Genomic DNA, 14415 nt, shown 5'->3' on the forward strand with positions numbered 1-14415 from the left:
TGGTGACTGCTCGGTGGTGACTGCCGGGGTACGGAAAACCAATCGGTCAGGGGCCGGCCGCTCAGGACCGGCGCAGATCCTCCATGGTCACGGCCGCGCCCGGCAGCACGGAGGGGGCGGGAGCCCGCAGTCCGTCCAGGAACAGCTGGAGATGGCGGTGGACGAACCGGTCGGCGCTCGGGCATGCCGTGCCGACCGGGGGCCGGCTGAGCTGGGCCACCCCGATCATGACGTCCCCCACGCCGACGTCGGGCCTGAGCTGCCCGGCCGCCTTCGCGCGGTCCATGACCTCCTCGATGATCCGCTCGACGCGTTCGCGGGCGGCCTGGAGGTCGGGGTGGTGCTCGTCGAAGGCGCCGGAGACCATCGGGCACAGCGCGCTGATCCGCTCGTCGGCCGCGGCGTGCGCGAACCGCTCCAGCGCCCCGAACGCGTCGCCGGTCTCGGCGAGGGCGATCTGTCCGGCCCGGACCGTACGGTCCAGCACCGAGCAGACGACCTCGCGGACCAGAGCATCCCGGTCGGGGAAGTTGCGGTACACCGTGGCGTTGCCCACGCCGGCCCGGCGGGCGATCTCGTCGAGCGGCACGTCGGGGCCGAACTCGGTGAGCATCTCGCGGGCGGCGGAGACGATCCGCTCCCGGTTGCGCAGGGCGTCGGCGCGAGGCCGGGTCGCCTTGCGCTCTGCGGGGATCGCGGTCGCGGTCTGCACGGCGTACTCCTGTCTGTCGTTCGTGTGACGCGTGGTGCGTCACGGACGGCTGGTGCTGCGATCCGGGGATCGAATCCCCGTTTCACTCTAGCCAAACGGGGACGGCGTCCCCGGTTATTTCCCGGATCCGGAACTTTTCGATGTGACCTGGACCACAATCTCTACCGCGTTCCCTACCGACCGGTAACCCACGATCGGTCTCTTTCAGCGCGCGCCCGCGTGCGCTCCGGAAGAGGGTGATCAGGAGGTGATCAGGACGCAGCGACGAGACCGCCGTGACGAGACCGCAGCGACGAGAAGGCAGTGATCAGGACGCAGCCGGTGACCGGTGGCTGCCCGGAGCGAAAGGCCCCCGCATGCAGCCGCAGCCCGCGCGCAGCGCCCGGGACCTTGTCCGCCGCCGGATACGCCCGCGCCGCCGCGCCGCCGCGCTCACCTCCGTCACCGTCCTGACGCTCGCCCTCAGCTCGTCCGCTGGCGGCGGACACCTCGCCCCGGACCCCGGCTCGACGACGGCAGGGGCCGGCCCCCTCACGGTGGCCCGCACCTCCGCCCTCGCCCCCTGCATGATCAGCGGGGGCGCGTCCGTCCAGATGTCCGAAGGCGTGCCCACCGCAGGCGGTTACTCCCGCTCCACCGGCGTCGTCCGCGCCCTCACCCTCATGGTCGACTTCTCCGACGCGCCCGGCCGGGGCAGTGCGCTCAGCCGCTACCGCGAGTTCTTCCCGCAGACCGAGCAGTGGTTCCGCACGGCGTCCTACGGCCGTCTCGACTACCGCTCCGAGACGCCCGTCCGGCGCTGGCTGCGCATGCCCAAGTCGTTCCACGCGTACGGCATAGAGCGCGGCGCGCCCTTCGATCCCGGGTACCGCGAACTCGTCCAGGACATCGTGGGCGCCGCGGACCCGGCGGTGGACTTCCGCGCGTACGACCTCCTGAACGTGCTGATCACCCCGAACGCGGGCCCCTCCGCGCTGGACACGGTCCTGTCGGTGACGTTCGCCGGGAACGCGGAGGCGCCGGTCGCCGACGGGGTGTCGGTCGCGAACGCCTCGTTCGTCTACTCCCGCCAGGACGACGGCTCCGGCTCCTACGACCGCACCGGCTACCGGGTCCTGCCCCACGAGAACGGCCATGTCTTCGGCCTCCCCGACCTCTACACCCAGGAGGGCGGCGGGGCCGTCGGCCACTGGGACATCATGAGCGAGGACTGGGGGGCCAACAACGACCTGCTCGGCTGGCACAAGTGGAAACTGGGCTGGCTGGACGCCTCCCAGATCGCCTGCGCGGCGACACCGGGCACGCGGGAGTACCGGCTGACGCCCCTCGCGCGCGCGGGCGGCCCGAAACTCGTCTTCGTCCCGCTCACCGACCGCACCGGGTACGCCGTCGAGACACGCGCACGCGGCGGGAACGACGAGTCGGTGTGCCGCCCCGGCGTCCTCGTCTACAAGGTGGACGCCGACGTCGACACCGGCATGGGCCCGGTGACGGTCTACGACTCCAGCCCCGACAGCGGCGGTTGCACCCGCAGCCCGAACGTCCACGCCGAACTCTCCGACGCCCCCTTCGCCCCGGGCGGGACCTTCAAGGACCTGAAGAGGGGCATCCGGATCACGGTCACGGAGGCGGACCCCGAGGACGGATACCGGGTGCGGGTGACGAGACGGTAGGCAAGGGGGGACGGCAGGTCGGCCCCGACCCGGGCCACGGCCCCAGCCCCGGCCCCGGCACCGGGTGACCGGCCGGTGCCGGGGTCGGCCCCGGGCTACCGTAGGGCGCGCCCCCGTACCGCCCGTGCAGCCCGTACCACCCGTACCACCCGTATCGGAGAATCCACCCCATGCCCGCGACCAGGACGCCCGCACCCGCCCCGCCGCCCCGGGCCGCCGCTCCGGCGGAGGCGGTCACGCCGCTGATCCGCGGGGTCGCCGTGCTGCGGCAGCTGACCGGCGCGGGCGGCACGGCGAGTCCGAGCGAGCTGGAGCGGAGCACCGGTCTGGCGCGTTCGACGGTCGACCGGATCGTCGCGACCCTCGCCCGCATGGGGTACGTCCGCCTCGACGGCCGGGACGCCGTGCTGGCCCCCCGCGTCATGGAGCTGGGCAACGCCTATCTGGCCGCCCTGCGCCTGCCCGCGCTGCTGTCGTCGCACGCGGACGCCCTGGCCGACGAACTGGACGAGTCCGTGTCCCTGGCCGTCGCCGACGGCGACGGCATCCGTTTCATCCACCAGGCGACCCGTCGCCGCGCGATGTCCCTGAGCTTTCGCATCGGCGACCTGCTGCCGGCCGAACGCACCGCGCCGGGACCGCTGTTCGCCACCGAGTGGACCGACGAGGAGTGGCGGTCCTGGCGCGCCCGCCGCACGGCGGACCCGGACGACCGGGCCTTCCCGGCCGTGCCGCCACCGCCCCCCGCGCTCTCGGACGACGACGGCTTCGCCCGCCGGACGACGCTGGCCGCGGACGAGGACTGCGCCCTTGACGACCAGCTGATCGAAGCGGGCCTGGTGGCCGTCTCCGTCCCGGTCCGCGACCCGCGCACCGGGCGGATCGCGTGCGTGGCGAGCGTCGTCAGCCACACGAGCCGGCACACGGCGGCGGATCTGCGCGGCACGCTGCTCCCGCGGCTGCGGACGGCCGTCGCGGCGATGGAGGACGAACTGCGCCGGGCGCCGGCCGCCCGGTCCGGCCCGCCGCCCGCGGGACTTGCCGTCTGGACGGGGGCGTCCAAGCAGGAACTGGGCCGCGAGTTCATCGAGTCCCTCGCCCGGGGCCTGACCGTCCTGACGGCGTTCGGCGAGGGCAGGGCCGAACTCACCCTCACCGAGGTCGCGAAGGCGACGGGCCTCGCTCGGGCGACGGCCCGCCGGGCGCTGATCACCTACGAACACCTGGGCCTGGTGAGACCGGCCACCCCCCGCACGTTCGCCCTCACCCCCCAGGTCCTCGCCCTCGGTTTCCCACCGCTCTCGCGCACCTCGCTCCCCCGGATCGCGGCTCCGCACCTGGCGGCACTGGCCGACGACATCCGGGAGACGACGTCGCTGGCGGTGCTGACCGCGTCGCGCGAGGAGATCCAGTACACGGCCCGTACCGCCGCGAGCCACGTCACGAGCGTGGACGTCGGCGTCGGCACACGGCTCCCCGCCCACGCGACGTCGATGGGCCGGGTGCTGCTGGCCGCGCCCACGGACCCGGCCTCGGCGTACGCCCTGGCGGACGAGGAACTCGAACAGGGGGTGCGCGCGATCGCCGTCCCGATCCGCGACCGTGCGGGCCGCACGGTCGCCGCCCTGAACGCGGCCACCCACGTCGCCCGCCGTACCGCCGAGGAGTGCCTGCGGGACGTCCTCCCGGCCCTGCGGGCGACGGCCGCACGCATCGAGACCGACCTCCACACGGCGGCTCGCTTCACCCACGTCCCGCTGACCTGACATATCGGCTCCAGGCCCCTCGCTTCCCGACACGACAGTTAATCGAACCGGTTCGACGAAGCTAGCACCGGAGACACCCGCCGACAACACTCCGCACACCGACCCTTTCCAGGCTTCCCGCTGCCGTCCTGCGTCACCCCCGCCGTCCCCGCGCCGCCCCGCGGCGGCTCCGCGTCGGCTCCGACGCCGACCCGCACGCCGACCCCGACGCCGACCGGCGCCTACCGACGTCCGCCCCTCTCCAGGGCCCGGCCGCCCCGCCTCGCAGGTCGGGGGGGTGTACTCCGGCCGCCGATCACCCCCCGACCTGGTGGAATACAGGGCCCGCGCCGCACCGGGGCAGGCCGCGCACCGGCACCCGCCGACGTTTCCGGAGCGTTACGAGAATTCCGGCGCGAGGCGTTGACACCCGTCCGGGTTGCTCCTACCTTCACTTCACGCGAACCGGTTCGACGATCGGCACCAGCCGATTCGGTTCCCCAGAATCATCGAACCGGTTCGATCGATCCCGGCAAGGAGTCCCGTGAACATCGGTGAGATCGCCAAGCGGGCCGGTGTCTCGCGGAGCACCGTGTCGTACGCCCTCAGCGGGAAACGTCCCGTCTCCGAGGAGACCCGCGACAAGATCCAGCGGGTCATCGACGAGCTGGGCTACCAGCCCAACGCGAGTGCGCGGGCCCTGGCCAACGGCCGGACCAACACCATCGGTCTGGTCTTCCCGCCCGCCGGCAACCACTACACCGGCATGCAGCTGGACTTCATCGGCAGCGTGACGGAGGCCGCCGCGGCCTACGACTACGACGTGCTGCTCTCGCCGAGCGGCATGGACAGCGACCGCTCGTTCCAGCGGCTGCTGGGCGAACGGCGGGTCGACGGCGCGATCCTGATGGAGATCCGGCTGGAGGACGACCGGCTCGAGCACCTCACCGCGCTGGACTTCCCCGCCGTCGCCATCGGCCGCACCGGCAACCCGCAGGGCAGCTGGTGGGTGGCGCTGGACCACACGGCGCTGGCGGCGGCCTGTGTGCACCACCTCGCGGACCTGGGCCATCGCAGGGTCGCCTTCGTCAACCGGCCCGAGCAGCTCCTGCGGGCCGGCTACGAATCGGCCCACCGGGGTCTCGACGGGTTCACCAAGGCCGCGGCGGAACGCGGCCTCACCGTCAGGACGTACTGCTGCGGGGACGACGCCGCCTCGGGCCTCGCCTGCCTGGAGCGGATCCTGCACGACGACCCCGCCACCACGGCGCTGGTCACGCTGAACGAGGCCGCGCTCGGCGGTCTCTACCGAGGGCTGGCGCAGGCCGGCCGCCATGTGCCGCGCGACTTCTCCGTCACCGGGGTCGTGGCCGGCCGGTGGGCCGAGACGGTGACCCCGCAGCTCACCGCGGCCGACGTGCCGGCGGAGCTGATGGGCCGCCTCGCCGTCGAGCTGCTCGTCGAACGGCTCGACCACCCCGACACACCGGCCCGGCACCGCCTCCTCGCCCCGCCGATCTCACTGCGGGCCAGCACCGGACCCGCCGGCCCCACCCCTGCCGGCCCCACCCCCGCCGGCCCCACCCCCGCCGAATCCGGAGCGGACCCCGGCTCCGCCACCCACCTCTAGCCCTCAGGGGGCACCTCCCCCGGCGCCCCACGCTCCACCCCTCGCACCCGCGGCCGTCACCCCGGCCCCTCCTCTCACCCTCAGATCACCCTTCTCCCGGCACACCGGTGCCGATTCCACGGCACACCCATGTCTGTGCCGATCCCCCGGGCACAGCCGTGCCGATCCCAGGGCACACCCGTGCCGAAAACCATTGAGGAACACGCCATGAACAGATCCGCCGGACGGCGTCTCACCGCCGCAGTCCTGACCGTCGTCGCCGTCACCGGGGGCGCCACCGCGTGCTCGTCCGGAGCGGGCGGCTCGTCCACGAAGGCCGCGGACGGCGGCACGTTCACCATCTGGGACCCCTATCCCCAGTTCGACAAGAGCTCGGCGTGGGCGAAGCTGCTGGACGGCTGCGGCACCGCGGCCGGCGTGAAGGTCAAGCGGACCGCGTTCGACACCAGTGACCTCACGAACAAAGCACTGCTGGCGGCGCAGCAGGGCAACTCCGCGGACGTCCTCATCGTCGACAACCCGGTGGTGTCGACGCTGGCGGAGGCGGGCGTGCTGACCTCGACCGACGACACCGGGCTGGACGTCTCGAAGGTCGACCGCAACCTGCTCGCGGCCGGCCAGTCGGGCGGGAAGACGTACGGCACGCCCATCGGCGCCAACACCCTCGCCCTGTACTACAACAAGGCGGTGCTGAAGGCGGCCGGGGTGGACATCTCCTCTGTCAAGGACTGGAAGTCGCTGACGGCGGCGCTCGCGAAGGTCAAGGGAGCGGGCAAGAAGGGCATCACGTTCTCCGCGATCGGCACCGAGGAGGGCAGCTTCCAGTTCCTGCCCTGGTACTGGGGCTCCGGAGCACAGCTGACCGCGCTCGACTCCGAGCAGGCCGTCTCCGCGCTGTCGCTGTGGAAGAACTGGCTGGACAAGGGCTACGCCCCCAACTCGGTGATCAACAACACCCAGACGACCAGCTGGCAGGAGTTCGCGACCGGCGACTACGCGTTCGCGGAGAACGGCACCTGGCAGCTCGCGGGCGCCGCGAAGGCCGGTTTCGACTACGGCGTCATCCCCGTCCCCGCCGCCACCGGGGGCGACGCCGCGGCCCCGACGGGCGGTGAGTTCGTCACCGTCCCGGTGCAGGACGACACCGGCCGCTACGCCACCACGCAGAAGCTCGTGTCCTGTCTGAGCAGCAGCGAGAACCTGCTCGCCACCGACACGACGCTGTCCTACGTGGCGCCCACCGCCGAGGTCCAGGGCAAGCAGGTCGCGGCCGACCCCGCGCTGGGGCCGTGGGTCGACGCGGTGCACGCCGCCAAGGGACGCACCAGCGACGACCTGGGCACCAAGTACCCCAAGATCTCGGAGCAGTTGTGGAAGGCCGTGCAGTCCGCCCTCAGCGGGTCAGCGTCACCGAAGGACGCGCTGACCGCAGCCCAGTCCGCCGCCAAGTGACAGGGACGCCGGCCAGCCGATGAAGCACACGACCACGCCGCCGGACCGCCGGCCGGCGCCCGACCGGAACGGGGCGGCGTCCGCCGCCCCGCCCCCGGCCCGCACACCGGACCGCACCCGGGCCCGGCGCCGGCCCGCCTCCCCGCAGTGGGCCGCCTGGGCGTTCCTCACCCCGGTGACCCTCTACCTCGTCCTCTTCTACGCCTATCCGCTCTACCGCAACATCGACCTGAGCCTGCGCAACTACACCGTCCGGTCCTTCGTGCGGGGCGACGCGCCGTTCACCGGCCTGGCCAACTACCGGGCCGTCCTCGACGACCCGACGTTCGCTCCGGCGCTGCTGCACACAGCGGTGTTCACCGCCGTGTGCCTGGTCTTCCAGTACGCGATCGGCCTGGCGCTCGCCGTCTTCTTCAACCAGCACTTCCGGCTCTCCGCCACCCTGCGCGCGCTGTTCCTGGTGCCGTGGCTGCTGCCGCTCATCGTGTCGGCGTCGACCTGGTCGTGGATGCTCAACAGCGACTCCGGCATCGTCAACACCGCCCTGCACGTCGTCGGGGTCGGCCCGGTGAACTGGCTGACCTCGCCGTCCTGGTCACTGGCCTCGGTGATCATCGCGAACATCTGGATCGGCGTCCCCTTCAACCTGGTCGTGCTCTACAGCGGTCTGCAGTCCATCCCCGCCGGGCTGTACGAGGCGGCCGCGCTCGACGGAGCGAACGCCTGGCAGCGCTTCTGGCGAATCACCTTCCCCCTGCTGCGTCCGGTGTCCGCGATCACCCTGCTGCTGGGCCTCGTCTACACGCTCAAGGTCTTCGACATCATCTGGATCATGACGAAGGGCGGTCCGGCCGACTCGTCCACCACCTTCGCCACCTGGTCCTACCAGCTCGGCTTCGGCAATCTGCTGCCCTCCTTCGGCCCCGGAGCGGCCGTCGGCAACCTGCTGGTCGTCGCCGCCCTGGTGTTCGGCCTGATCCACGTCCGGGTCCAGCGAAAGCAGGCACTGTCATGACGCACGCACAGAAAGCAGGCACGGTCATGACGCACGCGCGGACCGCCTCGAACCGTCGCCGCCGCACCTGGGTGAAGACGGCCGTCGGCCTGCTGCTGACCGCGGTCATGCTCTTCCCGGTCTACTGGATGCTCAACGTGTCCTTCACCCGCGACCAGGACATGCGCAAGAGCCCGCCGGACCTGTTCCCCGCCCACGCGACCCTGGAGGGCTACCGGGCCGTCGTCGACCAGCAACTGCCCTACCTCGGCACCAGTCTCGTCATCGGCCTCGGCACGGTGGCCCTGACCGTGGCGCTGGCCGCGCCCGCCGGCTACGCGCTGGCCAAACTGCGCCCGCGCGGTCGCGGCGTCCTGGGCTTCGTCCTGCTGGCCGCCCAGATGATCCCCGGCATCATCATGGCGATGGGCTTCTACGCCATCTACCTGCAACTCGGACTGCTGCAGTCCGTGCCCGGCCTGATCGTCGCCGACTCGACGCTGGCCGTCCCGTTCGCCGTCCTCATCTTCACCGCGTTCATGTCCGGCATCCCCGGCGAACTGCTGCAGGCCGCGAAGACGGACGGAGCCGGACCACTGCGCACCTTCTGGGCGATCGTCCTGCCGATGAGCCGCAACTCCGTCGTCACGGTCTCCCTGTTCGCCTTCCTGTGGTCGTGGTCCGACTTCATCTTCGCCAGCACCCTCGTCAACGGCGGCGCGCACGAACCGATCACCCTCGGCATCTACCACTACATCGGCAACAACAACCAGCAGTGGAACGCCATCATGGCCACCGCCGTCGTGGCCTCACTGCCGGCCGCGGTCATCCTCGTCCTGGCCCAGCGGTACGTCGCCGCTGGCGTGACCGCCGGCGCCGTCAAGGACTGACGCCCACCGGCCCCCGCCCGTGCCGCCGGCCCCACCAGTGCCGCCGTGCTCCCCACGAGCCGCAGCGCGCGCACCGTCGTCCCGTGCGACGGACCGCGAACCCGCCGACCACCCCCGCACAAGAAATGAGTGCCGCCTCCATGACCGCCGCACCGGCCGGCCCGGCCTTCTCCGTCCACGACATCCCCTTCAGCACGCACGGCTCCTGGTTCGGCGTCTCCCCCGTGCTGTCGGAGCGGACGCGCGCCGAGGACCTCCACCTCGTCTCGCACCAGAACGGCATGCACGCCGTCCTGCGCCTCGTCCCCCTCGACGCGGCGACGGGCGGGCGCGCGGAGACCGCCGTCGAGGCGACGCCGGGCCTGCTCGGCTGGACCGGCGCCGCCGGGCGCGTGGACCTCGCCTACGAGTCGCCGGACACCGTGCGCGTGCACGGCGAGGGACTGGACCTGCGGGTCGCCGCGGCGGCGCATGCCCTGACCCCGTTCGGCGGGACCTACTTCTACCGCGACCCGGTGGACGACGCGCACGTGTTCACCTCGTACGAGACCGGCCGCCGCTACCGCATCACCGTGCTGTCGGGCACGGTCACCGCCGTCTCCGGCTCCCAGGCGCTGGGCGACGGCGACCGCGGCCTCACGGTCTCCGCCGGGGCCGACGGCTCGTGGGAGATCGCGATCGAGGAATTCGACGCCGCACGACCGCCCTTCCACACCTCCACGACGTTCGCAGAGGTCCGGGAGGCCGCGCGGGAGGCGTTCGCCGGCTTCGCCGACACGGTCGCCCCCTGGCGCTCGGCCGCCACCCCGGCCGCCGAACTCGCCTCCTACGTGGTGTGGTCGGCGACCGTGCTCCCGGCCGGCCTGGTCACCCGGCCCGCCGTGCTGATGTCCAAGCACTGGATGGACAAGGTGTGGAGCTGGGACCACTGCTTCAACGCCCTCGCCCTGGCCCCCGGTTGCCCCGAGCTTGCCTGGGACCAGTTCTCCCTCCCCTTCGACCACCAGGACGACAGCGGCGCGCTCCCCGACTCCGTCACCCACTCCGAGGTCCTCTACAACTTCGTCAAACCGCCCGTCCACGGCTGGGCCTTCGGCCGCCTGCGCCGACGGCTCCCCGAGCCGCTCACCCGGGCGCAGCTGACCGAGGCGTACGACAGACTGACCCGCTGGACGGACTTCTGGCTCACCGCGCGACGCGCCCCCGGGACCGCCCTGCCCCACTACCAGCACGGCAACGACAGCGGCTGGGACAACTCCACCGCCTTCGACCCGGGACGCCTCGCCGTCACCGCCGACCTCACCGCCCTGCTGATCCTCCAGCTCGACGAACTGGCCCTGCTGGCCGGCGAACTGGGCTTCCCCGAGGACGCCCGCCGCCGCGCCGGCACGGCCGACGCCCTCCAGGCGGCCCTGCTCGACGAACTGTGGGACGGGGAACGGTTCCTGAGCCGTCCGGCGCACGGCGGAGCCCGCACCGCCAGCGCCAGCCTGCTCGACCTGATGCCGATCGTGCTCGGCGACCGTCTGCCCGGCGCGGTCCGCGACCGGCTCGCCGAACGCATCGAGGCCCACCTCACCGCGTTCGGCCTGGCCACCGAGCATCCCGACTCGCCCCACTACGAGCCCGACGGCTACTGGCGCGGCCCCATCTGGGCCCCCACCACGGTCCTCGTCGAGGACGGCCTGCGCCGCGCCGGGCACACCCGCCTCGCGGACGAGATCAGCGCCCGCTTCCGCGCGCTGTGCGAGACCTCCGGCTTCGCCGAGAACTTCGACGCCCTGACCGGCGAGGGACTGCGCGACCGCGCCTACACCTGGACCGCCGCCGCCTACCTGCTCCTCGCCCGCGACCACGAACGCCGCGGAGCGGAAGCCGGGACGGCCGGAACAGCCGAGGCAGCCGGGACCGCCGGGACCGCCGGGACCGCCGGAGCAGCCGTCACCGCCTCCGCCTGACCCTCGGGCGGCGGCACACACCCACCCACACGTCCGGCACGGGGGCCGGCACAGCACCGACCAGCCCAATCCCTGAAGGGACGTAAGCACATGCCAAGACTCGGGCAAAGGCGCTCGGCCAAGAGACGCCTCCTCCACGGCATCACCAGAACGCTGCTCCCGCTGACCGTCATGGCCGGCGTCACCACCGTGACCGCGACACCGGCCTCCGCCGCCAACCCCACCCTCACCGTCGACCTCGGCGCCACCACCGGCGCCTTCCGCGGCGGCGCCTCCGGGGCGCTGTACGGCCTGTACGGCCCGGACGTGCCGACCGACAACCTCATCGAGGGGATGGGGCTGACGACCACCAACACCAAGTACCAGGACGGACAGCAGCACCCCGGCTCCGACGCCCTGGAGATCGCCAAGCCCTTCGTCGACAACGGCGGCAGGGACGTCTTCATCTACATGACGGACGTGTACCGCAACACGTACGAGCGCGCGAGCTACGCCGAATACCAGGCGAACATGAAGAAGCAGGTCGAGCAGGCGAAGGCCAGCCCCTACGCGAGCCACATCGTCTTCGTGCCCTACAACGAGCCCGACATCGGCTGGTTCAACGGCATGCGCACCAACGCGACGGCACTGGCCAACTTCAACGCCGAGTGGCGCCAGACCTACAACTTCATCAAGGGCCTCTGGCCCCAGGCGCGGCTCGCGGGGCCCAACAGCGCCGGCTACAGCGACTCCTCCCTCAGCGGCTTCCTCACCTACTGCAAGGCCAACAACTGCCTGCCCGACGTGGTGACCTGGCACACCCTGGGCAGCCCGGCCGGCGTCCGCAGCACCGTCGACGCCTACCGCGCGGTGGAGACCGCCGCAGGGATCACCTCCCCGATCACCGTCAACCTCAACGAGTACGCCCACCGGTACCACCTGACCGACCCCGGCCAGATGGTCCAGTGGATCGCGGCCCTCGAGGACGAGAAGGTCGACGGCAACCTGCCGTACTGGAACATCAACGGCAACCTCGGCGACTCCGCCGCCGCCCAGAACACGCCCAACGCCCAGTGGTGGCTGTACAACTGGTACAGCTCCATGAAGGGCGGCGACACCGTCGACGTCACCAGCACCGGGGCCGACGCCGCGTACACCCTCCAGGGCCTGGCGAGCCTGGACACGGCCAAGAAGCAGGCCCGCGTGATCCTCGCCGGCGGCGGCACCAGCGGCGCCTCCGACACGGTCATCAAGAACATCGACCCCGCGGTCTTCGGCAGCACCGTGCACGTCAGCGTGTTCCAGGACCGCTACAGCGGCTACCTCGGCGCGGCGGCCACCCCGACCCGGCTCTCCGACGCCGACGTCGCGGTGGGCTCGGACGGCTCGATCACCGTCCCGATCACCCTCGACCGCATGTCCGCCTACCAGGTGGTCGTCTCCCCGGGCGGCACCGGCAGCGCAACCGCCTCCGACAGCACCTGGACGGGCTCGTACGAGGCGGAGAACGCCACCCTCAGCGGCAGCGGCTACAACATCAACACCGAGGGCACGACCGGCAACGTCGGCGGGTTCGCCACCTCCGGCACCAAGGACGTCGGCGGGCTGCGCACCGGCTCGACGACGGTGATCTCCTTCCCCGTCTCCGTGCCCACCACCGGTGACTACGACCTGTCGGTGTTCGGCAACAGCTACGCCAAGGACCCGGACGTCAAGGGCCCGACGAACGTGTACGCACGGGTCGACGGAGGCGCCTCGAGACGGATCGACATACCGGTGGGCTTCCAGTGGGTGGTCTGGGGGCACAGCGACACCACCGTGCACCTCACCGCGGGCAGCCACACCATCACCCTGGCCACCACCGGCGACAACGGCGCGAAGACCGACGGCGACGCCATCATCGACAAGATCGACCTGCGCTACAAGGACGCCGCCGTCCAGGGCACCACGCTCTACGAGGCCGAGCAGGCCAACCTCTCCCACAGCGCCGCCGCCGCCTACACCGCCCAGGGCCAGTCCGGCGCGGGCGCGGTGAACCTCACCTCCGGCAGGTCCGCGACGTTCTGGGTCTACTCCGCGCAGGACGGCTACGCGGACCTGACAGCCCGCTACCGCAACACCGGCCGGGCCGCCCTCACCGTCAACGGCAGGGCCGCCGAGGACCAGATCCTCGCCGGCACGACGGCCAACGCCTGGTCCACCTCCGCCAACCGGGTCCATCTGACCGCCGGCATCAACAAGGTCGAGGTCACCGGCGTCAGCGGCACCCTGACCCTGGACGACCTGGCCGTCACCCCGTTCGGCGCGGGCGACGCCGTCACCACCGGCAACGTCGTCACCTATCAGGCCGAGGACGGCGCCCTCACCGGCACCGCGGCCGCCGACACCACCTACAGCCAGGCGGACGGCGGTGTCGTCACCGGCATCGGCAACGGAACCGCCAACTCCCTCACCCTCAACGTCAACGCGCCCACGGCCGGCACCTACGCCATGACCATGCGCTACGCCAACGCCGAGGAACTGCCCTCCAACCACTACAACCCCGACCTGTACGCCGAGCACGCCGACGTCAGCGTCAACGGCGGCGCCACCACCCGCGTCAACTTCGCCAGCACCCTGCACTGGAACCAGTTCGCCACCCACACCGTCCCGGTGACCCTGGCCAAGGGCGCCAACACGGTGAAGTTCACCGCCTCCCAGCTCTACAACTACGACGGCACGACCATCGGCGTCGTCTACTCCGGCGGCGGAAGCGACATCGGCCAGCCCATGCGGTCCAGCTCCGCGCCCCACCTCGACGAGATCTCCTTCGCCCCGCAGAACCTGCACATCGGCGCCGCGACCGGATTCTCCTCCACGGCCGTCGCCCAGCACAGCTCGCTCTGCCTCGAGAACCCCGCCGGGTCCGCCGCCGACGGCACCCAGTACCGGCAGAACACCTGCGGAAGCGGGCAGGAGCAGATCTTCGACTTCCACCCCGTCACCGGCGTCGCCGACACCTACACCGTCGTCAACCACTCCAGCGGCAAGTGCCTCGACATCTCCGCCGTCTCCACCGCCAACGGCGCCGCCGTCCAGCAGTGGACCTGCACCGGCGGCGGCAACCAGCGGTTCACCCTCCGTCCGGTGACCGCGCTCGGCAACAGTCACGACTACCAGCTCGTCGCCGTACACAGCGGCAAGTGCGTCGACGTCAGCACCATCTCCACCGCCCCCGGCGCCCTCGTCCACCAGTGGACCTGCGACACCGGCAGCACGCTGACCACCAAGAGGAACCAGATCTGGCGCCTGTCCGGCAGGTCCTGATCACCCCCGCCTCCCGCCGGCCCCCGGGCCGGCGGGAGGCGGCCCGGCGGACGGATTCCGTCGGCGGCTGCGCCGG

9 protein-coding genes are annotated in these 14415 nt (G+C 71.9%); 8 read left to right on the forward strand and 1 reads right to left on the reverse strand.

Going from position 1 to position 14415, the window contains the following annotated elements; genetic code table 11:
• Positions 1-61 precede the first annotated feature (61 nt).
• Positions 62-712: a TetR/AcrR family transcriptional regulator gene (locus QA802_RS18105; protein ID WP_334523704.1), complete on the reverse strand. Its 651-nt coding sequence runs from the start codon at positions 710-712 to the stop codon at positions 62-64.
• A gap of 356 nt (positions 713-1068) precedes the next feature.
• On the opposite strand from QA802_RS18105, the gene QA802_RS18110 reads away from it, so the two are divergent.
• From QA802_RS18110 to QA802_RS18145, 8 genes are all read left to right on the forward strand, one after another.
• Complete coding sequence (locus QA802_RS18110) at positions 1069-2385, forward strand: M6 family metalloprotease domain-containing protein (protein ID WP_334523707.1); 1317 nt, start codon at positions 1069-1071, stop codon at positions 2383-2385.
• Positions 2386-2555: 170 nt separating this feature from the next.
• Positions 2556-4151 carry an IclR family transcriptional regulator domain-containing protein gene (locus QA802_RS18115; RefSeq protein WP_334523710.1) on the forward strand — a complete coding sequence of 532 codons (1596 nt, stop codon included), beginning with the start codon at positions 2556-2558 and terminating at the stop codon, positions 4149-4151.
• A gap of 523 nt (positions 4152-4674) precedes the next feature.
• Positions 4675-5760 carry a LacI family DNA-binding transcriptional regulator gene (locus QA802_RS18120; protein ID WP_334523713.1) on the forward strand — a complete coding sequence of 362 codons (1086 nt, stop codon included), beginning with the start codon at positions 4675-4677 and terminating at the stop codon, positions 5758-5760.
• 207 nt (positions 5761-5967) lie between these two features.
• Complete coding sequence (locus tag QA802_RS18125; RefSeq protein ID WP_334523715.1) at positions 5968-7212, forward strand: sugar ABC transporter substrate-binding protein; 1245 nt, start codon at positions 5968-5970, stop codon at positions 7210-7212.
• A gap of 19 nt (positions 7213-7231) precedes the next feature.
• The gene (locus QA802_RS18130; protein ID WP_334523718.1) at positions 7232-8227 is read left to right on the forward strand and encodes a carbohydrate ABC transporter permease; all 996 of its coding nucleotides are present in this window, start codon (positions 7232-7234) and stop codon (positions 8225-8227) included.
• Between the two features lie 26 nt (positions 8228-8253).
• A complete protein-coding gene (locus QA802_RS18135; RefSeq protein WP_334534726.1) occupies positions 8254-9096 on the forward strand; it encodes a carbohydrate ABC transporter permease in 843 nt (280 codons plus the stop codon).
• Positions 9097-9236: 140 nt separating this feature from the next.
• Positions 9237-11054 carry an amylo-alpha-1,6-glucosidase gene (locus tag QA802_RS18140; RefSeq protein WP_334523722.1) on the forward strand — a complete coding sequence of 606 codons (1818 nt, stop codon included), beginning with the start codon at positions 9237-9239 and terminating at the stop codon, positions 11052-11054.
• A 90-nt stretch (positions 11055-11144) separates the two neighbouring features.
• On the forward strand, positions 11145-14339 hold the full coding sequence (locus QA802_RS18145; RefSeq protein ID WP_334523724.1) for an RICIN domain-containing protein: 3195 nt from the start codon (positions 11145-11147) through the stop codon (positions 14337-14339).
• Positions 14340-14415: the final 76 nt, after the last annotated feature.

This window comes from Streptomyces sp. B21-105, assembly GCF_036898465.1.
Taxonomy (GTDB): Bacteria; Actinomycetota; Actinomycetes; order Streptomycetales; family Streptomycetaceae; genus Streptomyces.